Origin of the sequence: Paenibacillus sp. GCM10012306 (genome assembly GCF_042649265.1) — a bacterium.
Classification (GTDB): Bacteria; Bacillota; Bacilli; order Paenibacillales; family Paenibacillaceae; genus Paenibacillus_AQ.
Genome location: NZ_JBHRYW010000008.1, coordinates 271,632 through 296,961 on the forward strand (window position 1 = coordinate 271,632; position 25,330 = coordinate 296,961).

The window sequence follows — 25,330 nt, forward strand, 5'->3', positions numbered from 1 at the left end:
ATTATGAATAAAGGTAGCATTAAGATCGGGTTATTTGAGATATTCACATTGACCCTGCTGTTCGAGCTTGGGACGGCACTGGTAGTGAATCTAGGTATGGAATCGGGAAAAGATGCCTGGCTCTCCATACTGATTGGGGATTGCATCGGCCTGTTTGTTTTTGCGGGGTATGCTTTTCTCTACAGGCGATACCCCAAGCTGCCCTTGACGGGCTACACCCGAAAGCTGCTAGGAAAATACATCGGCGCGGTGGTCTCCGTGCTGTACATCATTCTGTTCATGAATCTGGCGGGGCGTGACTTGCGAGATGGAAGTACAATGCTCGTCATGGCGACAATGCACCGGACACCGTTATTTATTATTTCAGTGCTCATGATCCTGTCCTGTGCCTATGTGCTGCACAAGGGTGTGGAAGTGCTGGCGCGGACATCGTTAATATTCGGGGTGATCGTGCTGTTTATCGGGCTCTTCTGTACGATTTTTCTGTTCCTGTCCGGGTCAATCAATAGCAACCACCTGCTGCCGGTGCTGGATAACGGGATTCAGCCTGTCCTGTCTTCGGTTCTGCATCAGAATTTCATGTTTCCTTTCGGGGAAATGATCAGCTTCACCATGCTAATGCCGTACTTGAGCAACAGTAAAAAAGGCCCCAGGGTCATCGGTGCAACGATGTTTTTATCCGGCCTGCTGCTCAGTTTTACGATGGCTTTGAATATTTCGGTGCTTGGCGCCGATATCGCGAATCGTTCCCCGCTCCCGCTGATGCCTACCATCAGCAAGATCTCCATTTCGGATTTTATCCAACGGGTCGATATCCTGGTTGTGATGGTGCTTATTATCGGTGTGTTTTTCAAAATGGCGGTGTTCTTCGCGGCAGCATTGGTGGGAATCTCGGAGCTGTTCAAGGTACCTTACCGGAAAATGGTTTATCCTGTCTCCCTGATTGTTCTGTTCATCTCCATGTTAGACGCCCGCAGCTTTACTGAGCATCTGCAAGAGGGCGGGAAGCTGTTGTATACGGTATATCCCTTCTTTATGCTGTTGTTTCCCGCGATTCTAATTCTGCTTTCCTTCATAAAGGGTCACCGTTCGCCGCCCCGTTCAGGCTGACGTCCGGTGATCCACTGCTTGATATCCGGAACTACTAGACACAGCAGCATAATGACAGCTATTAATTTCTCGGAGGCCGTGTACAGCAAATAGTTCAGGATATATGGGATATTATCCAGGCCATAGCCGAACATCCAGTCTCCAAAATATATATATAGCAGATTCAGCCCACACAGGAGCAGCAGGAGTGCATATTTCTGAAGCAGAAGTTTTCTTGTTTTGTTCTTCATTAGGTACATCTCCCTTACTTTTGCTTCAACATAGTATGAGGAATTTATGGAAGGGACATGCATCTCCAGTGGCGGGCCAGACATTGCTTTCTGCGAGAAAGCTTATCATTCATCCCGATTTATGCTACATTAGTATGAAACTAATGTTAGGGGAGGGCTTGCGGTGAAGCCGGATTTACGTTCCGCATGGGGAAATAAAGTGCTTGTCGGTGACGGTGCGATGGGTACATTTTTATATCAGAAAGGCTTCCCTGTAGGGATCTCTTATGAAGAATTGAACTTGACCTCACCGGAGGTTATTGAAGAAGTACATCGTAGCTATATTCAGGCGGGAGCGGTGCTGCTGGAGAGCAATACCTACTCAGCTAACTATGATAAGCTGTCTAAATTTGGCTTGGAATCCAAGGTCGAAGAAATTAACCGGACAGGTGTGAGGATTGCCCGGCGTGCCGCTGGAGAGGCTGGCTATGTTGTTGGGGCCGTTGGCTCAATCCGTGCCGGGAAGCGGGCCAATCTGTCCTCTTCGGAGCTTAAGAAATATTTCACACAGCAGATTACCGCATTGTTGGAAGAGGATGTAGACGGCATTATGCTGGAGACGTTCTACGATGTCGAGGAAATGCATTTGGCGCTCAAGACTATCCGCAAACACAGCTCGGTGCCGGTGATCTGCCAGTTCGCTATGGATGATACAGCCCGTACACTGGACGGGCTGACACTGCCGGAGGCGTTCCGGATTCTGGAGCAAGACGGTGCCGATATTATTGGCTTCAACTGTCGTACTGGCCCGATGGGGATCAAGCGCGCTCTGGGCACACTTCAGGGAAGTCTGACGCTGCCGGTCTCCATATACCCGAATGCAGGTATAGCGGATTATGTGGATGGACAGTACAAATATGGGGCGTCGCCTGAGTATTTTGGCCAGATGGCGATGACTTTTGCAGAGATGGGCAGCCGAATTATCGGGGGCTGCTGTGGAACAACTCCGCAGCATATTGCGGAAATCTCCAAGGCGCTGGCGGGCTACGAGCCGGAGGCGCTGCCGGAGCCGACAGTGAAGCCTGTTGAGCGTATTACAATTACAGAGCATTTGAGTGACGAGACTGGACGCGATGGAGGAGAGCCGACGCTGGTTGACCTCGTTAAGGAACGCCATACTGTCATAGTGGAGCTTGATCCGCCGCGAGATCTGGATATTAACAAGTTCATGAAAGGCGCGGAAGCGCTGCGCCGCGCCGGTGCTGATGCGCTGACACTCGCGGATAACTCGCTGGCTGTTACCCGTATGAGCAATATGGCGCTCGGCCATCTCGTACAGGCACGTACAGGGTTGCGCCCGCTGGTGCATATTGCCTGCCGGGACCGCAATCTGATCGGAACACAATCCCATCTGATGGGCTTCGATGCACTGGGTGTCAACCACGTTCTGGCTGTAACCGGTGACCCGGCCCGCTTCGGTGATCTGCCCGGTTCAAGCTCGGTGTATGACCTGACCTCATTTGAAATCATAAGAATGATCAAGCAATTGAATGATGGTATTGCATTCTCGGGTAAGCCGCTGAAGCAGAAAGCCAATTTCGTGATCGGGGCTGCATTTAACCCCAACGTCAAGCATTTGGACAAAGCGGTACAGCGTCTGGAGAAAAAAATCGCCTCTGGTGCAGATTATATTATGACCCAGCCGGTCTATGATCCAGAACTTATTGCCAATATCGCCAAAGCGACAGCGCATCTCAGCGTACCTGTATTCCTCGGCATTATGCCTCTTGCGAGCGGCCGCAATGCTGAATATTTGCACAACGAGGTACCGGGCATTCAGCTATCCGAAGAGGTTCGCAACCGGATGAGTGGGCTGGAAGGGGAAGCAGGACGGGCCGAAGGCGTGGCGATTGCCAAGGAGCTGCTGGATGCGGCTACAGAGCATTTTAACGGAATTTACCTGATGACACCTTTCATGTTCTACGATATGAGCGTACAGCTGCTGGAGTATGTATGGCAGAAGTCCGGGCGCAAATTGTCCCCCTTGTTTCGTTAAGTATAATCAATTACAATAGTGTAATGGATGTGATTCCGTTGTCATTTAGCATGACCGGATACGGTCAGTCGTCCCTGCAATTCGGCGGTTACAAGATTACGTTCGAAGTCAAATCGGTGAATCACCGGTACTGCGAAGTTGTACTGCGGATGCCCCGGGATTGGATGGTCTATGAGGATGTACTGAAGCGTAAGGTGCAGCAGCACATCAAACGGGGACGGGTGGATGTAGTTATTAACAGGGAGCGCGATGAGGAAGCTACTGCCGGCCTGGTATTGAACCAGGCCGCTGTGCAGTCCTATCTTCAAGCCGCGGATACGCTGAAAGAATCTTTCGGGATTGTTGGCGAACTCGGTCTGCGCGACCTGCTCTCATTGCCTGGCGTAATGGAAAGCAGGGAGGAAACTGCGGGTCTTGACTCGGTATCCCCCGAAGCTCTGTCTGAAATGCTTGAGCAAGGCCTGGATCATAGTCTGCAGTCCCTTATGGAGATGCGTGTTCGTGAGGGAGGCTATCTGGGTGCAGATCTTGAACAGCGGCTGAGCCATCTGGAGCAGCTTCATGCTGATATGGTGGGACTAGCTCCAACGGTTGTAAGTGAATATCGGGACAAGCTGCGCCAGCGGCTTGGCGAACTGAATGACGGATCCTTCCCTTTTGATGAACATAAGTTTGGAATGGAAATCGCCATTTTTGCTGACCGCTGCAATATTGATGAAGAGCTGACCCGGCTCCACAGTCATTTCGAACAATGCAGAAGCCTGTTGAGAGGGAACGAACCGGTAGGGCGTAAATTGGATTTTCTCATTCAGGAGATGAATCGGGAGACGAATACTATCGGTTCCAAATGTAATCACTTGACATTGGCTGGCTGTGCGCTGGAAATGAAAGCGGAGCTGGAGAAAATTCGGGAACAGGCGGCGAACTTAGAGTAACCGTAGCCTTGATCCACAAGCGAAGATGTAACTTATTGGGGGGAACAAACGGAACATGGCCATTAAACTTATCAACATCGGCTTTGGAAATATCGTGTCGGCAAACCGTATCATTTCCATTGTCAGCCCGGAATCGGCGCCGATCAAACGTATCATCCAGGAGGCCAGAGACAGGCATATGCTGATTGATGCCACCTACGGTCGCCGTACCCGTGCCGTCATCATTACGGACAGCGATCATGTCATCCTGTCTGCGGTTCAGCCAGAGACTGTGGCGCACCGCTTGTCCAGCAAAGACGACGATAACGACGAATAACGATTAAATGGAGTGTATTATGTCAAAAGGATTGCTGATCATATTATCCGGCCCATCCGGTGTTGGTAAAGGAACTGTCTGTACTGCGTTGCGGCCTAAGATGCCGGAATTAATATATTCCGTATCGGCTACAACCCGTAGCCCGCGTGCAGGTGAAGAAGACGGTGTCAATTATTTTTTCAAAAGCAGAGAGCAGTTTTTGTCCATGATCGAAGCCGATCAGCTGCTCGAATACGCAGAATACGTGGGTAATTATTATGGTACTCCACGTGATTTTGTGGAACAGACACTGGAGAGTGGAAAGGATATTATCCTGGAGATCGAGGTGCAAGGCGCCTTGAAGGTCAAGGAGAAATTCCCGGAAGGCATCTTTGTGTTCCTGCTTCCGCCGTCCATGGATGAGCTTAAGGACCGCATTCGCGGCCGCGGCACCGAGCATCCGGATGTCATCAATCACCGTATGTCGGTGGCAGAGGATGAGATCAACTTGATGCAGCATTATGACTATGCTGTCGTTAACGATGAGATCGATCTGGCCTGCAAGCGAATAGAAAGTATCATTATCGCCGAACATTGTAAGATCAGGGAACTGTAGGTCGGTTCTATTAACAGTAAATTATAAAGAGGTGCTCACGTGTTATATCCATCCATTGATGAAATGATGAACAAAGTGGACAGCAAGTATTCGCTCGTTGTCGCTGCATCCCGCCGTGCCAGACAATTGCGTGAAGGCGGAAAGACTGAAGTTAAAGCTCCTAAATCCCACAAGTTCGTTGGGGTTGCCCTTGAAGAAGTCTATGAGGACCGTATCATCGTAACAAAAGGGGAAGAAAACTAGTCCCAAGCAGCTTCAGCATAAACGGACGCCGCCTTCCCAAGAGGCGGGCGCTGCCGTTTTTTTTCTGAGTGAATTAGCTAAAGGTTGAAGTGACAATTTAGCGATAATAGCCCGGACCGGGCTGTTCCTGACAACCGGAAGGTTGTTATTTTTTTAAATATAAGGATGTTATGTTCTACGCTATAAATCATCCTTATATTTCTCGTTGAAACGGATACCGTCCCTTAAAGGACGGTAAAGCCGTTTCTACTTGCTCACATGATCGCTCAATTGCAGGATGAGTATGAGGAGGAGGATCATTTTGAATAGCTTGAAGGGGAAAAGGATTATACTTGGCGTAACCGGTGGGATTGCAGCTTTCAAGGCAGCGTCTTTAACTAGCAAGCTGGCCCAGAAAGGGGCCGATGTACATGTGATTATGACAAAATCGGCTAAAGAATTTATCACCGAACTGACGATGCAGTCATTATCCAAGAACCTGGTGTACAGTGATACGTTTCAGGAGCGGGACCCGTCTCTCTTTGCCCATATAGATCTTGCGGGTAGTGCAGATCTGGTGCTGGTTGCGCCGGCCACGGCTAATATTATCGCTAAAATGGCCCATGGCCTGGCAGACGATATGCTGTCCACTACACTTCTGGCTACAACAGCTCCCATCATGGTGGCTCCGGCCATGAACGTGCATATGTACCAGCATCCTGCCGTTATGAATAACCTCGATATTCTCGCCCGTAGAGGTGTTGGGTTCATTGAACCGGGTGAAGGTATGCTGGCTTGTGGCTATGTCGGTAAAGGAAGACTTGAGGAGCCGGAGACGATTGTGCAATGTGTTGAACGTTTTTTTGCCAAGCAGGAGACAGTGACATCAGGACCTCTAACCGGCAAAAAAGTGGTCATCACCGCTGGCGGAACTGTGGAACGAATTGATCCGGTCCGTTATATCTCTAATGACTCGTCCGGGAAAATGGGCTTTGCCCTGGCCCGTGCCGCAAGACTTATGGGTGCTGAGGTCACTCTGATTGCCGCCCGTACGGATGAAGCGTTGCCGCAGGAGGCTGGCATTCATGTGGTGCGAGTGCAATCGGCCGAGGATATGTACAATGCTGTCATCGCGCATTGGGAGGACTGTCATATTCTGATCAAAGCTGCGGCTGTCTCAGACTATCGTCCAAAGTTCAGTGCGGATACCAAAATCAAGAAAAGCGGAGAGACGATGACGCTTGAGCTTGTAAAAACAACGGATATTTTGGAAACACTGGGCAAGAAAAAGGAAAATCAGTTCCTGATCGGTTTTGCGGCCGAGACGGGCAATGCGGAGATGTATGCTAAGGACAAGCTGGTTCGCAAGAACTGTGATCTGATTGTCGCTAATGATGTAGCCGTACCGGGTGCCGGATTTGGGACGGATACGAATATCGTATCTATTTATGACCGGGACGGACTGGTAAAAGAGCTGCCGCTGTTGTCCAAGGACGAGGTTGCGAAGCAACTGCTCATCCTGGCGGCAGAACGAATTTCCGGAGTCTCTTTATAATGGATATAGCCAAGGTCATTGTCGATGTACCCGTACGCAGCACTGACCGGCCTTTTGACTATAGTATCCCGGAATCGCTGAAGCTCTGGATTGAAATCGGCAGCCGTGTTGCTGTTCCTTTCGGGCATCGTACAGTACAGGGGTTCGTTGTATCGCTGGAATCCGGAGAAACGGGTTCAATGTCAGGATTGAAGCCGATTCAGGAGGTGCTGGATCTTATCCCTCCGCTGTCGCCGGAGCTGGTCGAACTGGCAGATTGGATGAGTCGGAAGTATGCATGCAGGAGAATATCCTCTCTGCAGGCGATGCTACCCACCGCATTGAAGGGCAAAGCCGAACGACTGATCTCGTTGGGCGAGTCTGCTGGTGACCTGTCCTCGGGTGATGGGTCTGACGGCATCTTTCCTGAAGATGAGCTGTTCTCGATGTTTGACGATTCAGGGAGCGAAGAGCGGGAGATTACCGAATTTGTGCGGCGGGCCGGGGAAGTGTCTATGAAGCAGTTGACTCGCTCCTTCCCGGATGCTGCGGAGACGGTGAAGTTCATGCTGCGCCGGGGTGTCCTGTCGGAGAGTCAAAGCATCAAGGACAAAATGGGCAAGAAGAAGATAAAGGTTGTAGACCTGATTATGGATGTCGATTCGGCTCGTGAGGCGCTGGCTAGCTTCCCGGCAAGGTCTGCACGACAGAAGGAAGTGTTGACCTTCCTGATTGAGATGGCTGCTATGCTGCCATTGCCACTCAAGGAAGTGTTAGCGGTCCTGCAGGTGACAGCAGGTACAGTGAAGGGGCTGGAGGAAAAGGGCTACATCGAGATCGGCGAGATTGAGGTGTACCGCGACCCTTACCGGGGCCGTGACTTCAAGCCAACTGCGCCTCTACCACTTACCATGGAGCAGCAAAACGTGTACTCCCGCATTGCAGCCACAGTGGATGAACAGCAGCATGAGGTATTCCTACTGCACGGTGTAACCGGCAGTGGTAAGACGGAAATCTACCTCCAATGCATACAACGTTGCCTCGATCAAGGTCGTCAGGCCGTGGTGCTGGTGCCGGAAATTTCCTTGACACCACAGATGGTGGAACGATTCAAGGGTCGCTTTGGCAGCGGTGTAGCTGTGATGCACAGCCGCTTGTCGGCCGGGGAGCGGTACGATGAATGGCGCAAGATTCGCGAGGGAAAAGCTACGGTTGCTGTTGGAGCGCGTTCGGCGGTGTTTGCACCGTTTGCTAACCTGGGCTTGATTATCATGGACGAGGAGCATGAGACCTCCTACAAGCAGGAAGAGAATCCGAAGTACCATGCCCGTGATGTTGCGGTACGCAGGGCGGAGCAATGCGGGGCTGCAGTTATTCTAGGCTCGGCGACACCGTCGCTGGAGAGCTATCATGCCGCGCGGTCGCGAAGTGACATTCACTTCTCGCCAGTGCTGCTGGAAATGCCAAGTCGTGCACTTGGCAACCCGTTGCCGAAAGTGCAGGTCGTGGACATGCGCGAGGAGCTGAAGGAAGGCAACCGCTCGATGTTCAGCCGCAGGCTCCATGCTGCTCTGGCTGAGCGCTTGGAGCGGGGAGAGCAGACGGTGCTGCTACTGAACCGCCGGGGCTTTTCCACCTTCGTCATGTGCCGGAGCTGCGGGTATGTAGCTACTTGTCCGGAATGCGATATCTCGCTGACCTTCCACAGTCGCAGCAACAACCTGCGCTGTCATTACTGCGGTCACGCCGAGCCGGCGCCGCAGCTCTGCCCGGAATGCGGAAGTGAGCATATTCGCTTCTTCGGGACTGGCACGCAGCGTGTTGAGGAAGAGCTGGGCAAGCTTTTTCCGGGTATCCGGGTGATTCGGATGGACGTGGATACCACCACGGAAAAGGGTTCGCATGAGAAGCTTCTAGGTCAATTCCGGGATAAAAAAGCCGATGTGCTGCTGGGAACGCAGATGGTGGCCAAAGGTCTTGATTTTCCGGATGTGACGCTTGTTGGTGTCATCACGGCGGACTCGGCGCTGAATCTGCCAGATTTCCGTGCAGCCGAGAAAACGTTCCAGCTACTCACCCAGGTGGCTGGTCGGGCAGGGCGTCACCAACTCCCCGGAGAAGTGGTCGTGCAGTCGTACACACCGGAGCATTATTCCATTATTCATGCTAGCGGGCATGATTATCATGCCTTCGTCCGCGATGAGCTGAAGCATCGCAAAGGCCTGCATTATCCGCCATATTGTCGGCTTATTCTTGTGACGTTGTCGCATGAGCAGCTTCCGCTACTGCTGCGGCTGGCCGAGAATTATGCGCTGAATATACAGGGCAAAGCCAAGCAGCTGCGATGGTACGGAAGCCTGGACAAGCTGTCTGCGGATGCGCTCGATCTGTTGGGTCCGGTGGCTTCGCCGCTGCCGCGTCTGAAGGGCAGATACCGGTTCCAATGTATGATCAAATGGCGCGGGAGTATTGATGCGGTAGGTCTAGCACGACAGGTAGCAGCGGAGCTGGAAGATTCCGCGCGCGATACAGGATTGCAAATCAGTATTGATGTAGACCCACAAATGTTAATGTAGACCCGCAAACGTTAATGTACAGCGGGATCATGTTGCAATAGGTGGAAGAATGTTTATATAGCTATCTAATGTGAAAACATCTAACGTCCGGGACGGGTGATGGGTGGAATCCTTGGTATACGAGGGTGCGACTTGAGATAAATCAGGTCACTTCGGTATCACAGGTAACTCCGGTGTCACAGGTGTCACAGGTATCTCAGGTATCACAAGCAACTTAGGTGTCTCAGGTAACTCAGATGTCACGGGTAACTTAGGTGTCTCAGGAAACTTAGGTAATTCAGGTATCCCAACTAACTTAGGTGTCACAGGTAACTCAGGTATCTCGGGTATCTCAGGTAACTTAGGTATCACAGGCAACTTAGGTGTCTCAGGTAACTCAGATGTCACGGGTAACTTAGGTGTCTCAGGAAACTTAGGTAATTCAGGTATCCCAACTAACTTAGGTGTCACAGGTAACTCAGGTATCTCGGGTATCTCAGGTAACTCAGATGTCACAGGTAACTTAGGTGTCTCAGGTGTCTCAGGTATCTTAGGTCACTCAGGTCCTTAGGTATCCTAGGTTCTTAGACATCTTGTGTAACTGAGTATCTCGTTATCTTGTTTAGCACATCCGTAGCCGATCATTCTTAGGCCTAGAGAATAGAGTGGGTTTAACCTTGAAGAATTCGGGGAGCCAAAGCCACTGTGGTCCACACTTCACGGGAATAGTCACCTGAGCCAACGTTCGAGCTTAAGAAGGGTCTGGATAACAGGAAAATATACCGTTATTTCTCCTCTTTCTCCTTATTTGTTGCGAATAACGGGAATTTCTCCCGTTAAAAACTTTTTTATTACCGTAATTGTCTAGTTATGAGGTGATTAACGGGAATTTTTCCAGTTATTTTTAGAAAAGAAGAGAATGAGATCAAAATAACAGGAGTTATTCCCGTTATTCTTATTATTCCAACGCCCAATCGAGTGAAGTTGAGCTTTTCGGAGCATTCGTCATCTGAATGAGTGCAATCCTTGTGAGCCAAGGATTCATTTTGTCCCTTAGGCTACAAAATAGCCTTCCAGCAATAAAGTGGCTCGTAAGATCAAGAAGGCTCGTAGGATATAAAATGGCCCGTAGGCTACAAGAAGGCCATTAGTTAGACGTCGGCGTCATTTTCGAGATGACGTTGTGTTTTTAAATGCGTTATATATCTTTATAATATTAAAAATACAAACATGTATCAGAATAGGGATGGTGTTGTTGAGATGGCAATACGTTTGATTGTAAAAGAACCAGATGAAGTGTTGCACAAGATAGCAAAAGAAGTAAAGGCTGTAACTCCAAATGTACAAAAACTGCTGGATGATATGGCAGACACGATGTATGACGCAGAGGGCGTAGGTCTTGCTGCGCCGCAGGTCGGCATTCTGAAACGCCTAATTGTGGTGGATGCAGATGAAGAGCATGGTCTGATCAAAATGATCAATCCGGAAATTGTTTCGACCGAGGGTGAGCAGCTCGGACCGGAAGGATGCCTCAGTATCCCTGGTCTTAATGGTGATGTCCGCCGTGCGGAGACAGTTACTGTGCGCGGTCTTGACCGTGAAGGTAAAGAAATTACGATTACAGGTAGCGGCTTGCTTGCACGGGCCTTTCAACATGAGATTGACCATCTGAACGGCGTATTGTTCACGGACATTGCCGAGAAGGTATATGAATATACGGCTGAACGCAGCGAATCCGAGGAGTGATCTGATGAAGATAGTATTCATGGGAACCCCGGCTTTTGCCGTGCCCAGTCTACAAATGCTGGTGGAGGAGGGCTACGAGGTCGTAGCTGTTCTCACCCAACCGGACCGTCCGCAGGGCCGGAAAAAAACGCTGACTCCTTCGCCGGTCAAAGAAGCGGCACTGGCACTGGGTCTTCCAGTGCTTCAGCCGGAACGCTTGCGTCGTCCGGAAGCGGTGGCAGAACTGGCGACTTATGCGCCGGATTTGATTGTTACCGCGGCTTATGGGCAGATTCTGCCCAAGTCGGTTCTGGATCTACCACAAAACGGTTGTGTGAACGTTCACGGTTCACTTTTGCCGAAGTATCGTGGTGGTGCTCCGATCCAGCGCTCGATTATCAATGGTGAAAAAGTCACAGGTGTGACCCTGATGTACATGGCAGAAGGACTGGATACCGGTGATATGATCTCTCGTGTGGAGGTGCCGATCGAAGACGGAGATACCTCTGGTGATATGTTCGAGAAGCTGAGCCTGGCAGGACGTGATCTGCTAAAAGCTGAAATGCCTCGCCTTGCTGCCGGTCGTGTGGACGCGGTGGTGCAAGAGGAGAGCGAAGCTACCTATGCGCCGAACCTCAGCCGTGAGGATGAGCGTATAGACTGGAACGCGTCTTCGCGTGACATTTATAACCGCATCCGCGGACTCGTGCCGTTCTCCGGCGCATTTACCCTCTGGAACGGGGAGACGTTCAAGGTATGGGCAGCTAGCAATCCTGCGCTGGCTTCTACCGGGAACGGCGGTCAAGCCGCACCAGGTACGGTGCTGGCGGTGGAAGCACAAGGCGTCGAGGTGAAGACCGGCGACGGCAGCCTGCTATTGACGACGGTGCAGCCGGCAGGCAAAAAGGCCATGAGCGCCGCTGACTTCAGCCGCGGAGCAGTGATGAAGCCCGGCACGGTGCTAGGATGAGCGCCGGTAATAATGGCGCAGGCCGGCATGGCCAGCGCGGACATTCACCTCGCCAGGGCGGAAGCCGTCCGCCGGGCGCAGGAAAAGCAGCCACCGCAGGGAAAGCGGCTGCTGCAGTAAACGCCGCTGCTGGCAAGGCTAGCGGTGCAGGTAGCGGAAAAGGTGGCGGCGGTAAACCGGCGACGGCCCGTGAAGTCGCCCTGGATGTGCTGGTAAGAGTCGAGCAGCAGGGCGCTTACAGCAATCTGCTGCTCAATAGCAGCTTGCAGAAATCTTCACTGAGCCGGGAAGATACGGGACTGGCTACCGAGCTAGTCTACGGAACCATCTCCAGAATGAACACGCTGGATGAAGTGCTGGAAGGGTTCGTCAGCAAGGGAATCGCCAAGCTGCAGCCCTGGGTACGGAATCTGCTTCGTCTGAGCCTATATCAGATCATGTATCTTGATCGCGTTCCATCACATGCAGCCGTGAACGAAGCTGTGAATATCGCGAAGAAGCGTGGGCATCAGGGCATTTCCGGAATGGTCAACGGTGTCCTGCGCAGTGTGCTGCGCGCTGGTGACCTCCCGGTGCTGCCGGAGAACCTTGGTCCGGCGAAGCGTATTTCTATTCGACACTCGCATCCACTATGGTTGGTACAGCGCTGGATTGCAGAATATGGTGTGGAGACGGCAGAGGCGATGTGTGCCTCCAATAATGAGCCTCCTGCCATCAGCGTTCGTGTCAACACAACGATGATCAGCCGTGAACGTCTGCTGGAGAAGATGGCGGCAGAGGGGCTGGAGGTCTCGCCTTCGAAGGTCAGTCCTTACGGGATTGTCATCAAGGGTGGCGGCAATCCGGCACTAACCTCATGGTACCGGGACGGCTATCTGTCCGTTCAGGATGAAAGCTCCATGCTGGTGGCCGAGGTTGTGGCCCCGGAACCCGGTATGAAGGTGCTGGACTGCTGTGCCGCTCCAGGCGGTAAAACCTCGCATATGGGCGAGTTGATGAAAGACGAAGGGACAATTCAAGCCAATGATCTGCATCCGCATAAAGCTGCATTGATTGCGGATCAGGCCCAGCGGCTTGGACTGGAATGTGTTGTGACAGGAAGTGCCGACGCGCTTGACCTGGAGCAGAAGTTCGAGCCAGGCTCCTTCGACAGAATCCTGCTCGATGCCCCTTGCTCCGGCCTTGGCGTGATTCGCCGCAAGCCGGATTTGAAATGGCGCAAGCAGCCGGAGGATATCGAGAGCGTAGCTGCGCTTCAGCGGCAGCTACTGCAATCGGTCTCCCGACTGCTGAAACCGGGAGGCGTGCTGGTGTACAGCACCTGCACGACAGAGAAAGCCGAGAACGGGGAAGTCGTGGCCTCCTTCCTGGAGCAAAACCCTGATTTTGCGCCGTTAACCTTCTCCACGGAGGTCTGGAACCGCCTGGAGGGGACGGCGCTGGCCGCAGGGGAAGGCATCCAGCTACTGCCCCATCATTATGGCAGTGACGGGTTCTATATTGCCCGACTGCAGCGAATCTTGTAATATAGTAAAGGCGAAGGTAAAACCTTTACTACCCCGCCCACCGGGCTCGGTGTGGCGGGTTTTCTTTTAAAATATAAGAATGAATATGTTTTACGCTATAAATCATCCTTATATTTGTGTTAAACTAGAAAGAATGAGAAATAATAAGCATATCCTTATGAAAGAACAGGTGCTAATACGAATGAAACCTTTAATATATGATTTTTCTTTGGAAGAGTTGCAACAATGGGCGAAAGACAACGGAGAGCCGGCTTTTCGCGGTGGACAGATTTTTGATTGGCTGTATGTGAAGCGTGTGAATGATTTTGAATCCATGAGTAACTTGTCCAAGGCGTTGCGGACCAAGCTCAGTGAGCAGTTCTCGATTGACGTCTTAACTGAAATTACGAAGCTGGAATCGAAAGATGGTACTGTGAAGTTCCTGTTCGGTCTCCATGATGATCATGCGATCGAGACTGTTATTATGAAGCACAACTACGGTAACAGTGTCTGTGTGACTACACAAGTTGGCTGCCGAGTTGGCTGTACTTTCTGCGCCTCGACACTTGGCGGATTGAAGCGGGACTTGACGGCGGGTGAGATTGTAGCACAAGTGGTTCGCTCTCAGCAGATTCTTGACACCCGGGGCGAACGGGTAAGCAGTATTGTGATTATGGGCACAGGTGAACCTTTCGAGAATTATGACGCTACCATGAGATTCCTGCGCCTGATGATTCATGAGAAGGGTCTGAACATCGGCCAGCGTCACATCACGGTTTCTACAAGCGGTATTGTACCAAACATCTATAAGTTTGCCGATGAGGATACGCAGATCAACCTGGCGATTTCCATCCATGCACCGAACGATGCGCTCCGCTCCAAGCTGATGCCGGTTAACCGCCGCTTCCCCTTTGATGATGTGATCGAATCTCTACGTTACTACCAGGCCAAGACAGGACGTCGTATTAGTTTTGAATACGCCCTGATCGGTGGAGTGAATGACCAGCCTGAACATGCTGCAGAATTGGCGGGCGTGCTGAAGAACATGCTGTGCCATGTCAATTTGATCCCGATCAACCATGTGCCTGAGCGCAAGTATGTACGTACATCCCGTAAAGATATCTTTGAGTTTCAACGTGTATTGTCCGATCATGGTGTGAATGTTACTATCCGTCGTGAACAGGGCCATGATATTGCGGCCGCATGTGGACAATTGCGCGCCAAACATATGGATCTGAGGTGAGGATATTTGATCAGGACAGTTCATATCAGCGACATTGGCCGGGTTCGCTCTGTCAATGAGGATTCAGTCTGGATCGGCGTTACGCGTTACGGTTATACACTTGGCATCATTGCAGACGGAATGGGGGGGCATTTGGCGGGCGACACAGCAAGCAGACTTGCTTTGGATTCAATTAAGGATACCCTGAATAACCTGGGGCCTGATGTTTCCGGCGAAGAACTGAGTGCGGCGCTCTCTTCTGCCATTCTGAAAGCTAATGATACTGTTTTCAAAGAGGCATCCAGTGACGAGAAGTACCACAACATGGGGACTACAGTCGTTTCTGTCTTGCTGAATGGGTCAAGCGGTGTTATTGGCCATATTGGGGACAGCAGGGCCTATTTGATAAAAGACAGTAACGCAATCCAACTAACCGAGGATCACACGCTGGTCAATGAGCTGTTCAAGAACGGCCAGATCAGCCTGGAGGAGCTAGACAATCATCCGCGGAAGAATGTGCTGACCAGAGCGCTAGGTACGGATGCGGAGACCTCCGTCGATTTGGCCCCGATCAAGCTGGAGGTAGGGGAAGTGCTGCTGCTGTGCAGTGACGGTCTGAGTAATTTCGTCAGCAAGGAGCATTTGGCGAAGGTAGCGGGAATCGAAGAAATCTCGCTGGAAGAACGGGCGGATCGCCTGCTGCAGTTGGCCCTGCTTGCCGGTGGCGGCGATAATATAAGCGTCGCTATGTTAGAACATCAAGGAGAGGCCGCAGTGCCCGAAACAAAGGAGTGGGATAGATGATCGGTCACGAGTTGGGAGGCCGTTACCAAGTCATCGAACGAATCGGTGGAGGCGGCATGGCGCTTGTATACAGGGCCCATGATATTTTATTGAACCGTAACGTCGCCATCAAAGTGCTGCGCAGCCAGTTTGTGCATGATGAGGAATTTATCCGCCGATTCAGGCGGGAGGCGCAATCTGCCGCATCGCTGTCTCATCCGAATGTGGTCAGCATTTATGATGTCGGGCAGGAAGATGAAATTCATTATATTGTTATGGAGTATGTTGAAGGCAAGAACCTGAATGAGATTATTAAGGAGCGGGCTCCGCTGCAGGTGGACGAGGCCGTTCGTATTGCCTCCCAGATCTGCGATGCCCTTGACCACGCTCATCAGAATCAGATCATACACAGGGACATCAAACCTCATAATATTCTTATTGGACGTAACGGGCGTGTTAAGGTTACGGATTTTGGTATTGCGCGTGCGGTTACATCTACAACAATAACTCAGACGGGCTCTGTGGTAGGCTCGGTGCATTATTTCTCACCAGAACATGCCAAGGGAGTAGCCACAGGGGAAAAGTCGGATCTGTACTCTCTGGGTATTGTGCTCTATCAAATGTTGACAGGCAGTCTGCCGTTTCTGGGAGAAAGCCCGATCAGCGTAGCTCTGAAGCATCTTCAGGAGGAATTCGAGGAACCGAGGCTACTTAACCCGCTAATTCCGCAAAGTGTGGAGAACGTGATCCTGCGGTCTATGCGCAAGAATCCGGAGGAGCGATACCAGTCAGCCAAACAAATGCTGAAGGATCTGGAGAGCTGTCTGTTGCCTGAACGGCGGAGTGAGCCGAAGGCCGAGTTTCAGGATGACGACGATGAGGACAAGACGCGGATCATTCCTGCCATCAAGCCGATTCAGAGAACACAGGGGAATCGGGGTGGGCATGCAGAGAGAGTACGTCATTCCGACGAGCCGGAGGTTCCGGTAGCTAGCGGCAAGAAGAAGTTGGGCCGTCCGGCACTCTGGATCGGATTAACACTCCTGATTCTACTGGCAATGGCGAGTGTAGTGTGGTATGTGAATGCCAAGCTGGTTATCCCGGAGGTAACGGTACCAAACGTCATTAACCTGTCTCTGGATGATGCGAAGAAGAAACTGTCTGAGGTGGGAATCGAGGTCGAGGAACCGGTCACCGAGATTTATAGCCCTAACTACGGAGCAGGTATTGTCTACAAGCAGAGCAAGCCGGAGAATACGACGGTCAAGAAGAATACATCGATTCAGCTCACGGTCAGCACGGCCAAGCCGTTAACCAGAATGCCGGACTTATCGAACCAAACATTTGATGAGGCTGTTAAAGCGTTGATTAATCTGGGTGTGGCACAGAATCGCATATCTCAGGATACGCGTACAAGCTCTGATGTGGCGGCTGGCAGGGTGATTACCCAAGATCCGTTGCCTACAACTGATTTTGATCCGGAGACGGTTCAGGTCACACTGATTCTCAGTAAAGGTGAAGAAAGCGTCACGATGCCGGATCTTATCAACCTGACAGAGAAGGAAGCCAGAGCGAAGCTTGAGGCTGTGAAGCTTGTGCTGGAGGAAGTCAAGGAAGAGGGGAGCTTCTCTGTTGATAAAGGCAAGGTCGTTAAGCAGTGGCCTTATGATAAGGGAGTTCCGACACCTCCAGGTACGAAGATCACCATTACCTTGAGTTCAGGATACCCGCCGGAAGCCTTGAATTACACGTATAATCTTCCGGTTGCGCCGACCCAGGAAGGGAAGAAGACCAAGATCCGTATTGAATATGCGGATGCCCGCAACAATGGTGAGAAGCAGGAGTGGGGTACCCGGACGATTACCAAGAATCAAGTGCTCTCCATCAACATGTTACTCGCTCCGAACAAAGATGGTGTAGTCTTGATTTATCGCGACGGTGAGCTTTATGATACGTATCCAGTGTCCTATGTAGATGCTAAGAATGGAACTGTTCCTGTTCCGACGCTGCCGGAGCCGACGAGAACACCAGATCCGACCCAAGCGCCTACGGAAGCACCGCCATCCGAGCAGCCGACTAGCGATCCAGCTATGGCTCCTGATCCGGGAGGTAACAGTACCGGCACCGGCACCGGAAACAACGGTGGTGATAACGGTGCGAATGGAACCGGGAATGTCGATCAGACGGGCTTCGTGCCCGGCATTGGTCAGCAGGAAGACGGTGCAAAGCATGTTGCCAGCAACAACGGCAAGAACAAAGATAAGTCTTTGAAACATAAAGATAATAAAAGCCACTAATAGCTGACCGAGGGGTCAGTGTCCAGTGGCAGAGCGAGATGACCCGGGGATAACAACTTGGGTCATCTTCGTAAATTCAGGAGAGGAAGGCTCACTATGTATGCCTGAAGGTATAATTGTTAAGGCTTTAAGTGGTTATTATTATGTAAAACCACATTGTGATGGACTCATCGTGTCTGAAGAGGCAGCGGTGCAATGTAGGGCCAGAGGTATTTTTAAGAAAAAAGGAGTATCTCCTCTGGTAGGCGATCGTGTAATTTATAGCTTGACGGAGAATGGCGAGGGCATGGTGGATCAGATTCTTCCTCGGGATTCAGAGCTGATCCGGCCGCCTGTGGCCAATGTCAAGCTAGCCGTGCTATTATTCTCCCTGCGTGAGCCGGATATGAACCTGAATCTGCTCGACAAGTTCCTGGTGCACATAGAGCATTCTGGATTAGATACATTGATTGTACTGACTAAGCAGGATCTGGCGGTAGGCGACGATGAAGCGACAGCCACGGTGAAGGCCTTGTATGAAAAAATCGGCTATGAAGTACTGGTGACGAGTTCGCTTACAGGTACAGGCAGCGAGGACGTTCACAGACGGCTCGCAGGTGGGATCAGCGTATTCGCTGGACAATCAGGTGTGGGTAAGTCTACACTGCTCAACCGGATCGTTCCTGGTCTCCTTCTGGAGACCGGAGAGATCAGCCTGCGGCTGGGCCGTGGCCGTCACACCACTCGTCATGTCGAGCTGATGGACATTGGGGACGGAGGCTTTGTGGCGGATACTCCTGGCTTCAGTCAACTCGATTTCCTTGAGCTTGGTGTAGAGGAGTTGTCCACCTGCTTCCGAGAGTTTGCTCCATATGCGGAAGCCTGCAAGTTCCGCGGCTGCAGTCATTTGCATGAACCGGGCTGCAAGGTTGTTGAAGCTGTGGATCAAGGGGAGATTGCCCCGAGTCGCTATGAGCATTACAAGCTGTTCTTTAACGAAATGAAAGATAAAAAGCGGAGGTACTGATCATGATTATTTTAGCCCCATCGTTGTTATCCGCGGATTTTGCCGCACTTGGAACAGAAGTGAAGGAAGTGCAGGCCAGCGGTGCTGACTGGCTTCACGTAGACGTGATGGACGGACGTTTTGTACCGAATATCACCTTGGGACCGCCAATTGTCGCTGCCGTCTCCAAGCATACTTCATTGCCGCTTGATGTCCATCTTATGATTGAGAATCCTGAACGTTATATCGGGGATTTTGCCAAAGCCGGAGCTGCTGTCATCACAGTGCATGCTGAGGCTTGTGTGCATCTTCACCGTGTGATTCACCAGATCAAGGAGCTAGGTCTTAAAGCGGGCGTAGCCATTAACCCGGGTACACCGGCAGCCGCCGTGCGTGAAGTGTTAGAGGATGTGGATCTGGTACTTGTGATGACTGTGAATCCAGGTTTTGGCGGACAGGCTTTTATACCGAGCACAGTGCGTAAAATCCGTCAAATTCGTGAGTGGGCTAATGAAGTCAATCCAGACCTGCTGATTGAAGTGGATGGAGGCATTGCCGAAGCGACAGCCCCACTGGTTGTTGAAGCTGGTGCTAATGTGCTGGTCGCAGGTAATGCGGTCTTCGGTCGAAGCGACCGTGCTGCCGCTATTGAGTCGATCCGAAGCGCTGCAACACAGGCCAAGCTATAAAATACACTGCTTAGACTGCTGGTATAGGCCAAGTCTGCAGCGCATAAATATGGTTACATGAGCAGAAATCTCATGTAGCCTTTTTTTTCGTCGTCTGCGGGGGGACCTGAAGCAAGTCGAAGGAGGGTCCCGGGCTAGCGGAGATATTCTGGCGATTGGGAGAGGTCTGCAAGATGTAACCGTCAGCGAAAGAGAACATAAAGTCTCCTACCGTACGGCATGAATTGATGGGAGGGTAAACCATGAAATTTTACACGTTCAAGCTGCCAAAGTTTTTAGGAGGTTTCGTTAAGGCGATTTTGAATACTTTTCAGAAGAGTTGAGGCCGTAAAAGAAAAAAAGACATGAAAAAAAGCACCTTACATATGTAAAGGGTGCTTTTTGCTTGATATGAGATATCGCTCGTTCTAAATTGCTAAAGACTAGACGCGCTCAACTTTACCGGACTTCAAAGCACGGGTGCTGACATAGACGCGTTTCGGCTTGCCGTTCACGAGGATACGGACCTTTTGAACGTTAACTCCCCAAGTGCGACGGTTGTGGTTGTTCGCGTGAGACACGTGGTTACCACTTCCCGGCTTCTTGCCTGTTACGATACATTTACGGGACACAGATTACACCTCCTTGTTACTTACACCTGCATAAAACAATACTTTAATATAATATCACAGGAAAAAATGCTTCGTCAACCGCTCAAAAACATTTATTTCTTTAGTCTCTTATAGTACAATATAAATTAGTGTATTATGTCCAGTTAATCCTAGTGTTGATTAGGCATGAAGTTAGGAAGGGGAATTCTCATTGAGTAAGCGTTCTATCAACGGAACAGATTTTACCGCAATGGTACTCACCGGAGCGGAGAAGCTGCAGCAGCATGCAGAGCACGTCAATTCGTTGAATGTTTTTCCGGTCCCGGATGGAGATACGGGAACAAACATGAATTTGACGATGACCGCAGGCGCGAATGAATTGAAAAGGAATAATACGGCCTCTCTTGGCCAATGTGCAGGAGTACTCTCGAAGGGCTTGTTAATGGGGGCCAGAGGGAACTCAGGCGTTATTCTCTCCCAGTTGTTCAGGGGGTTCAGTCGCTATGCGGCGCAGCATGATGAGCTGAACACACAGCAGTTTGCAGCAGCGCTGCAGACCGGAGTGGATACAGCATACAAGGCAGTTGTAAAACCTGTAGAGGGAACAATACTTACGGTTGCCAAGGAAGCGGCGCGGCATGCGGTTTACTTTGCACGTCGCACTAATGATGTGACAGAGCTGATGACAGAGGTACTGTCCAAGGCCAAGGAAGCGCTGGCGAATACGCCTGAACTCTTGCCTGTGCTCAAGCAAGTAGGAGTAGTCGACTCCGGCGGACAGGGTCTTGTCTATATCTACGAAGGTTTTCATCAGCACCTAACCAGTGGAATCACAGGTATAGCTGCCCAAGAACAGGCTGCGATTCCTGCACCAATTGCTGTGACAGCAGGTCTGAATAAACCAGAGCCTAATTTGGCCTCGGTACAGACATCCGCACAATCTCAGCTTTCCACGGAAGATATTGAATTCTTATATGATATGGAATTTTTTATAAACCGTCAGTTGGGCGGTTCCGCGCGAGCGATTTTCGATGAGGATGCATTTAGGAAAGCGCTATCAGTAAATGGAGATTCCATCATCGTTATTTCGGATGACGAGACGATCAAGGTACACGTTCATTCCAAAGCTCCTGGCGAGGTGTTGAACCTTGCGCTACTCTATGGGGAGATCACCCAGATTCACATTCTTAACATGCGTGAGCAGCACCGGGATTTGCTGACAGCGGGTATGGACATTGCCCCGATGCCAGATGTGTTCGCCGATATTCCGAAGGAAGAGGTCAGCGCACAGGCTCCGGCCGTGCCACCAGCTGATGATCTGGCTCCATATGGATTCATCGCCGTCTCTTCAGGTGCGGGAATTGCTGATATTTTCAAAAGCCTTGGCGTCGATGTTGTGCTGGAAGGCGGACAGACGATGAATCCAAGCACCGAGGATTTCGTAAATGCTATTTCTTCGATTTCTGCAAAGCATGTATATATATTGCCTAACAACTCCAACATTGTGCTGGCCGCGCAACAGGCCAAAGAACTGTTGGAAGATGAACGAGAGGTTACTGTGATCCCGAGCAAGAGTATTCCACAGGGGATTTCTGCAGCGTTCGCATTCCAGGAGGATGACGCGGTGGATAGCAACACAAGCAATATGCTTGAAGCTATTGCACAAGTGAAGTCCGGTCAGGTTACACATGCGGTTCGAGATACGCTCTATGAGGAGCTGGAGATCAAGTCCGGTCAGTTTATAGGGATATCCAATTCCAAAATTGTGGCCGCAGCGGATGATTTGCTGGCAGCGAGTCAAGCGCTCCTGACTAATATGCTGGAGAACGGTGACGAGATCATAACGATCTTGAGCGGAGAAGATGCGCAGGAGGAAGTCACAGAAGCGCTTAGCGAATGGATCAGCTCTGTGTACCCTAATGCAGAAGTAGAAATGCATGAAGGTGGACAGCCGCTATACTATTACCTGTTCTCCGTGGAGCCTTAGGGTTAAAAGGTTCTGATGGTTAGAGCGAAGTAAGGTGTTCTGATTTATTGCTTTGTGGGCTGACCAACTATAGTTTGGGGAGGAAATTCATGAACCGTACCATAATCGTCACTGATAGCACATCCGATATTCCACCGGCTATGGCCGAGAAATATGGCATTGAGGTTGTGCCATTGACATTAATGTTCGGTGATCAATCTTACCGGGACAATGTGGATATGACACCAGAGCAGTTTTATGAGCGTCTTCCTAGCTCACAGAAGCTGCCGACTACTTCGCAGCCGTCGCCGGTTGAATATATGGATGTTTACCGCACTATTTTGGACCAATACCCGGATAGCCCTATTCTGTCATTTCATATTTCCTCTGGTCTCAGCGGTACCTTTCAATCGGCTATGCTAGCTAAATCCATGCTGGAGGAGGAGGGGGAGCGGATCACAGTTGTGGATTCCCTGTCTGCCTCCTATGGATTCGGAGTAATGGTGGTACATGCTGCCAGACTGGCGGCAGAGGGAAAAGGGCCGCAGGAAATTCTTGAGGCGGTAGAAACACTGCGCCAGTCCCGCAAGCTGTATTTCCTTGTCGATACGCTGGAGTATCTGCAAAAAGGAGGCAGAATCGGCAAAGCATCGGCCATTTTGGGCACGTTACTCAACATTAAGCCGATTCTGTCCATTGATGCTGAAGGCATTATCTACGCAGTGGAGAAAGTAAGGGGCCGCAAGAAGGCCGTTGCCCGCATGATCGAGTTGTTCAAGAACGATCTGCCGGGCGTGGACAAAATCAATGTGGCCGTGGGACATACGGCAGAACCGGCTTCTGGTGAAGAGTTCCTGAGTGAACTCGACAGGCACTTTACGCTTGAAGAGAAAGTGCTGACCAACATTGGCCCTGTGGTAGGCAGTCATGTTGGGAACGGAACGCTGGCTGTATTTATTTGGCCCGCATAATGAGGGATGAACATGACACTTTCTTTGAATGAAATTGAAGTGAAAAAAGTAACTGGCGTGAGTGCTCAAAAGCAAGGCGAGCTTCACGCCTTTGGCATCTTTACAGTGAAGGATCTATTGGAGTACTATCCATTCCGTTATGAGGACTACCGTCCACGCTCGCTTAGCGAGGTCAAGCATGGGGACAAGGTCACAGTGGAAGCCAAGGTGATGGGTATTCCGGTGCTTCAGCGCTTTGGTGGGAAGTCCAGACTTAGCTGTAAAATGGTCGCTGAACCGTTTATGTTCACAGCAACCTGGTTTAACCAGCATTATATCCGCGAACAGCTCACCGCAGGCCGCGGTATCGTGATCTCTGGCAAATGGGATCAGAAGCGCAGCCAAATTACCGTGACAGATTATGAATTTCCGGACCGCGGAGAAGGCAAAACGGGAACCTTGCAGCCAGTCTATTCTGTCGGGGGCAAAATTACACAATCCTGGATACGGAAGTCGATTAGTCAGGGGCTGCAGCAATTCGGGGAGCTGATCCCTGAAATTTTGCCGCGGGTGATCTTACAAAAATATGACTTTATGCCACGTAAGCGGGCTATTGCGACCATTCATCAGCCGGAAGATAGCCGGGAAGGGCAGCAAGGACGCCGCCGGATGGTCTATGAGGAGCTTTTCCTGTTCCAGTTGAAGGTACAAGCCTTCCGTGTGTTGAACCGCGGTAGAATGGACGGGGTAGTGCATACGGTGGACAACGCAACGGTTCGGCAATTTGTCCGCAGCCTGCCGTTTGAGCTGACGGACGCCCAGAAGCATGTGGAGCTGGAGATTTTGCATGATATGCGGTCTCCTTATTGTATGAACCGACTTCTGCAAGGAGATGTAGGTTCCGGTAAAACAGTACTTGCAGCTATTGCGCTCTACGCTACGGTAAAATCCGGTTTTCAGGGTGCGCTAATGGTGCCTACCGAGATTCTCGCGGAGCAGCATATGCGATCGCTTACGAGAATGTTCGAGCCATTCGGCCTTACTGTAGCACTGCTGACAGGAAGTGTGAACGGACGCAAGCGCAAAGACCTGTTGGCTTCCTTGCAAATGGGCATGATTGATGTGGTGGTTGGAACCCATGCCCTGATCCAGGAGGATGTTTTCTTCAAAAACCTCGGAATGGTAGTCACGGATGAGCAGCACCGCTTCGGGGTCAACCAGCGCAGCGTCCTGCGCCGCAAGGGTTATAACCCGGATGTGCTTACTATGACGGCTACTCCCATACCGCGTACACTGGCCATCACCGTTTTTGGCGATATGGATGTGTCCACGTTATCTGAGCGGCCGAAGGGGCGTGTACCGATTACGACTTACTGGGTCAAGCATGATCTGATGGACCGGGTCCTGAATTTGATTCGCCGTGAAATCGATCAAGGCCGGCAAGCCTATCTGATCTGTCCGTTGATTGAGGAGTCAGAGAAGCTGGATGTGCAGAATGCGATAGATCTTCATATCCAGATGTCCCAAGCTTTCCCAAACTATAAGGTCGGATTGCTGCATGGGCGGATGACACCCGGGGAAAAGGACGAGGTGATGCGCGCGTTCTACAGCAATGAACTGCAGTTGCTCGTCTCTACCACCGTCGTGGAGGTCGGCGTCGATGTGCCGAATGCAACCCTGATGGTTATTATGGATGCGGACCGCTTCGGTCTCTCCCAGCTGCACCAGCTGCGGGGCCGCGTGGGCCGGGGCCAGCATGCTTCGTACTGTGTGTTGGTCGCTGATCCCAAGTCGGAGATTGGACGTGAGCGGATGACGGCTATGACGGATACGGATGACGGCTTTGAGGTATCGCGTCGCGATCTGGAGCTGCGCGGTCCGGGGGATTTCTTCGGCACCAAGCAAAGTGGACTGCCGGAATTCCGCTTGGCGGATATGACGGCTGATTTTGAAGTGCTGGAGCAGGCTCGTGATGATGCCGCCGGCTTGCTGCGGGATGCTTCCTTCTGGACTTCTCCTGACTATGCGCCGCTGCGGAATTATTTGCAGAATGAGCAAATTTTCCAGGGTGAATTAATTGACTAAATAGGCACATGGGACAAAGGCTCCCTCATAT

At 51.1% G+C, this 25,330-nt stretch carries 22 protein-coding genes; 20 read left to right on the plus strand and 2 right to left on the minus strand.

Features of this window, described 5'->3' with window-relative positions:
- Positions 1-3 precede the first annotated feature (3 nt).
- Positions 4-1,110: a GerAB/ArcD/ProY family transporter gene (locus tag ACFORK_RS18895; protein WP_379201751.1), complete on the plus strand. Its 1,107-nt coding sequence runs from the start codon at positions 4-6 to the stop codon at positions 1,108-1,110.
- Here ACFORK_RS18895 and ACFORK_RS18900 read toward each other — a convergent pair.
- Positions 1,083-1,340, minus strand: coding sequence for a hypothetical protein (locus ACFORK_RS18900; protein ID WP_379201753.1), 258 nt, complete (start codon positions 1,338-1,340; stop codon positions 1,083-1,085). The genes ACFORK_RS18895 and ACFORK_RS18900 overlap by 28 nt on opposite strands.
- Positions 1,341-1,503: 163 nt before the next feature.
- Here ACFORK_RS18900 and ACFORK_RS18905 point away from each other — a divergent pair, with 163 nt between their 5' ends.
- The 16 genes from ACFORK_RS18905 to spoVM all read left to right on the plus strand — a co-directional run bounded on the left by ACFORK_RS18905 (position 1,504) and on the right by spoVM (position 20,031).
- Positions 1,504-3,375 (plus strand): bifunctional homocysteine S-methyltransferase/methylenetetrahydrofolate reductase, encoded by a 1,872-nt coding sequence (locus ACFORK_RS18905; RefSeq protein ID WP_379201755.1) that lies wholly within the window; start codon positions 1,504-1,506, stop codon positions 3,373-3,375.
- A gap of 38 nt (positions 3,376-3,413) precedes the next feature.
- A complete protein-coding gene (locus ACFORK_RS18910; RefSeq protein WP_379201896.1) occupies positions 3,414-4,310 on the plus strand; it encodes a YicC/YloC family endoribonuclease in 897 nt (298 codons plus the stop codon).
- 55 nt (positions 4,311-4,365) lie between these two features.
- Positions 4,366-4,626: an extracellular matrix/biofilm regulator RemA gene (gene remA, locus ACFORK_RS18915; protein WP_006209218.1), complete on the plus strand. Its 261-nt coding sequence runs from the start codon at positions 4,366-4,368 to the stop codon at positions 4,624-4,626.
- A gap of 19 nt (positions 4,627-4,645) precedes the next feature.
- Complete coding sequence (gene gmk / locus ACFORK_RS18920; RefSeq protein WP_379201758.1) at positions 4,646-5,221, plus strand: guanylate kinase; 576 nt, start codon at positions 4,646-4,648, stop codon at positions 5,219-5,221.
- Positions 5,222-5,260: 39 nt separating this feature from the next.
- Positions 5,261-5,464, plus strand: coding sequence for a DNA-directed RNA polymerase subunit omega (rpoZ, locus tag ACFORK_RS18925; RefSeq protein WP_379201760.1), 204 nt, complete (start codon positions 5,261-5,263; stop codon positions 5,462-5,464).
- A gap of 283 nt (positions 5,465-5,747) precedes the next feature.
- Entirely contained in the window at positions 5,748-6,998 is a 1,251-nt protein-coding gene (gene coaBC / locus ACFORK_RS18930; protein WP_379201762.1) for a bifunctional phosphopantothenoylcysteine decarboxylase/phosphopantothenate--cysteine ligase CoaBC, read from the plus strand.
- On the plus strand, positions 6,998-9,553 hold the full coding sequence (gene priA / locus ACFORK_RS18935) for a primosomal protein N' (RefSeq protein WP_379201765.1): 2,556 nt from the start codon (positions 6,998-7,000) through the stop codon (positions 9,551-9,553). Before coaBC ends, priA begins: the two co-directional genes overlap by 1 nt.
- A 1,239-nt stretch (positions 9,554-10,792) precedes the next feature.
- Complete coding sequence (gene def, locus ACFORK_RS18940) at positions 10,793-11,278, plus strand: peptide deformylase (protein ID WP_379201767.1); 486 nt, start codon at positions 10,793-10,795, stop codon at positions 11,276-11,278.
- 4 nt (positions 11,279-11,282) lie between these two features.
- Positions 11,283-12,227 (plus strand): methionyl-tRNA formyltransferase, encoded by a 945-nt coding sequence (fmt, locus tag ACFORK_RS18945; protein WP_379201769.1) that lies wholly within the window; start codon positions 11,283-11,285, stop codon positions 12,225-12,227.
- Complete coding sequence (gene rsmB, locus ACFORK_RS18950; RefSeq protein ID WP_379201771.1) at positions 12,224-13,753, plus strand: 16S rRNA (cytosine(967)-C(5))-methyltransferase RsmB; 1,530 nt, start codon at positions 12,224-12,226, stop codon at positions 13,751-13,753. Before fmt ends, rsmB begins: the two co-directional genes overlap by 4 nt.
- 181 nt (positions 13,754-13,934) lie before the next feature.
- Positions 13,935-14,975 (plus strand): dual-specificity RNA methyltransferase RlmN, encoded by a 1,041-nt coding sequence (gene rlmN / locus ACFORK_RS18955; RefSeq protein WP_379201773.1) that lies wholly within the window; start codon positions 13,935-13,937, stop codon positions 14,973-14,975.
- 6 nt (positions 14,976-14,981) lie between these two features.
- The gene (locus ACFORK_RS18960) at positions 14,982-15,758 is read left to right on the plus strand and encodes a Stp1/IreP family PP2C-type Ser/Thr phosphatase (RefSeq protein ID WP_379201775.1); all 777 of its coding nucleotides are present in this window, start codon (positions 14,982-14,984) and stop codon (positions 15,756-15,758) included.
- Entirely contained in the window at positions 15,755-18,034 is a 2,280-nt protein-coding gene (gene pknB, locus ACFORK_RS18965; RefSeq protein ID WP_379201777.1) for a Stk1 family PASTA domain-containing Ser/Thr kinase, read from the plus strand. Before ACFORK_RS18960 ends, pknB begins: the two co-directional genes overlap by 4 nt.
- A 100-nt stretch (positions 18,035-18,134) precedes the next feature.
- Positions 18,135-19,040, plus strand: a complete 906-nt coding sequence (rsgA, locus tag ACFORK_RS18970; protein ID WP_379201779.1) for a ribosome small subunit-dependent GTPase A — start codon at positions 18,135-18,137, stop codon at positions 19,038-19,040.
- Between the two features lie 2 nt (positions 19,041-19,042).
- Positions 19,043-19,708, plus strand: a complete 666-nt coding sequence (gene rpe / locus ACFORK_RS18975) for a ribulose-phosphate 3-epimerase (RefSeq protein ID WP_379201782.1) — start codon at positions 19,043-19,045, stop codon at positions 19,706-19,708.
- Positions 19,709-19,950: 242 nt separating this feature from the next.
- Positions 19,951-20,031 (plus strand): stage V sporulation protein SpoVM, encoded by an 81-nt coding sequence (spoVM, locus tag ACFORK_RS18980; protein ID WP_006675261.1) that lies wholly within the window; start codon positions 19,951-19,953, stop codon positions 20,029-20,031.
- Between the two features lie 99 nt (positions 20,032-20,130).
- On the opposite strand, the gene rpmB is transcribed toward spoVM, so the two are convergent.
- Complete coding sequence (gene rpmB, locus ACFORK_RS18985; RefSeq protein ID WP_066370676.1) at positions 20,131-20,319, minus strand: 50S ribosomal protein L28; 189 nt, start codon at positions 20,317-20,319, stop codon at positions 20,131-20,133.
- Positions 20,320-20,509: 190 nt separating this feature from the next.
- Between rpmB and ACFORK_RS18990 the strand changes: the two genes are divergently transcribed.
- The 3 genes from ACFORK_RS18990 to recG all read left to right on the plus strand — a co-directional run bounded on the left by ACFORK_RS18990 (position 20,510) and on the right by recG (position 25,299).
- Positions 20,510-22,285 (plus strand): DAK2 domain-containing protein, encoded by a 1,776-nt coding sequence (locus ACFORK_RS18990; RefSeq protein ID WP_379201784.1) that lies wholly within the window; start codon positions 20,510-20,512, stop codon positions 22,283-22,285.
- A gap of 89 nt (positions 22,286-22,374) precedes the next feature.
- Positions 22,375-23,235, plus strand: coding sequence for a DegV family protein (locus ACFORK_RS18995; RefSeq protein WP_379201786.1), 861 nt, complete (start codon positions 22,375-22,377; stop codon positions 23,233-23,235).
- Between the two features lie 12 nt (positions 23,236-23,247).
- Positions 23,248-25,299, plus strand: a complete 2,052-nt coding sequence (recG, locus tag ACFORK_RS19000) for an ATP-dependent DNA helicase RecG (RefSeq protein ID WP_379201788.1) — start codon at positions 23,248-23,250, stop codon at positions 25,297-25,299.
- The last annotated feature ends 31 nt before the right edge of the window (positions 25,300-25,330 follow it).

Excerpts from the sequence above, each read along its gene's own strand:
- rpe (WP_379201782.1), top strand. The coding sequence starts at position 19,043 with ATGATTATTTTAGCCCCATCGTTGTTATCCGCGGATTTTGCCGCACTT.
- rsgA (WP_379201779.1), top strand. The coding sequence starts at position 18,135 with ATGCCTGAAGGTATAATTGTTAAGGCTTTAAGTGGTTATTATTATGTA.
- fmt (WP_379201769.1), top strand. The coding sequence starts at position 11,283 with ATGAAGATAGTATTCATGGGAACCCCGGCTTTTGCCGTGCCCAGTCTA.
- rlmN (WP_379201773.1), top strand. The coding sequence starts at position 13,935 with ATGAAACCTTTAATATATGATTTTTCTTTGGAAGAGTTGCAACAATGG.
- spoVM (WP_006675261.1), top strand. The coding sequence starts at position 19,951 with ATGAAATTTTACACGTTCAAGCTGCCAAAGTTTTTAGGAGGTTTCGTT.
- gmk (WP_379201758.1), top strand. The coding sequence starts at position 4,646 with ATGTCAAAAGGATTGCTGATCATATTATCCGGCCCATCCGGTGTTGGT.
- ACFORK_RS18895 (WP_379201751.1), top strand. The coding sequence starts at position 4 with ATGAATAAAGGTAGCATTAAGATCGGGTTATTTGAGATATTCACATTG.
- def (WP_379201767.1), top strand. The coding sequence starts at position 10,793 with ATGGCAATACGTTTGATTGTAAAAGAACCAGATGAAGTGTTGCACAAG.
- coaBC (WP_379201762.1), top strand. The coding sequence starts at position 5,748 with ATGAGGAGGAGGATCATTTTGAATAGCTTGAAGGGGAAAAGGATTATA.
- rsmB (WP_379201771.1), top strand. The coding sequence starts at position 12,224 with ATGAGCGCCGGTAATAATGGCGCAGGCCGGCATGGCCAGCGCGGACAT.
- remA (WP_006209218.1), top strand. The coding sequence starts at position 4,366 with ATGGCCATTAAACTTATCAACATCGGCTTTGGAAATATCGTGTCGGCA.
- ACFORK_RS18995 (WP_379201786.1), top strand. The coding sequence starts at position 22,375 with ATGAACCGTACCATAATCGTCACTGATAGCACATCCGATATTCCACCG.
- pknB (WP_379201777.1), top strand. The coding sequence starts at position 15,755 with ATGATCGGTCACGAGTTGGGAGGCCGTTACCAAGTCATCGAACGAATC.
- priA (WP_379201765.1), top strand. The coding sequence starts at position 6,998 with ATGGATATAGCCAAGGTCATTGTCGATGTACCCGTACGCAGCACTGAC.
- recG (WP_379201788.1), top strand. The coding sequence starts at position 23,248 with ATGACACTTTCTTTGAATGAAATTGAAGTGAAAAAAGTAACTGGCGTG.
- ACFORK_RS18900 (WP_379201753.1), bottom strand. The coding sequence starts at position 1,340 with ATGAAGAACAAAACAAGAAAACTTCTGCTTCAGAAATATGCACTCCTG.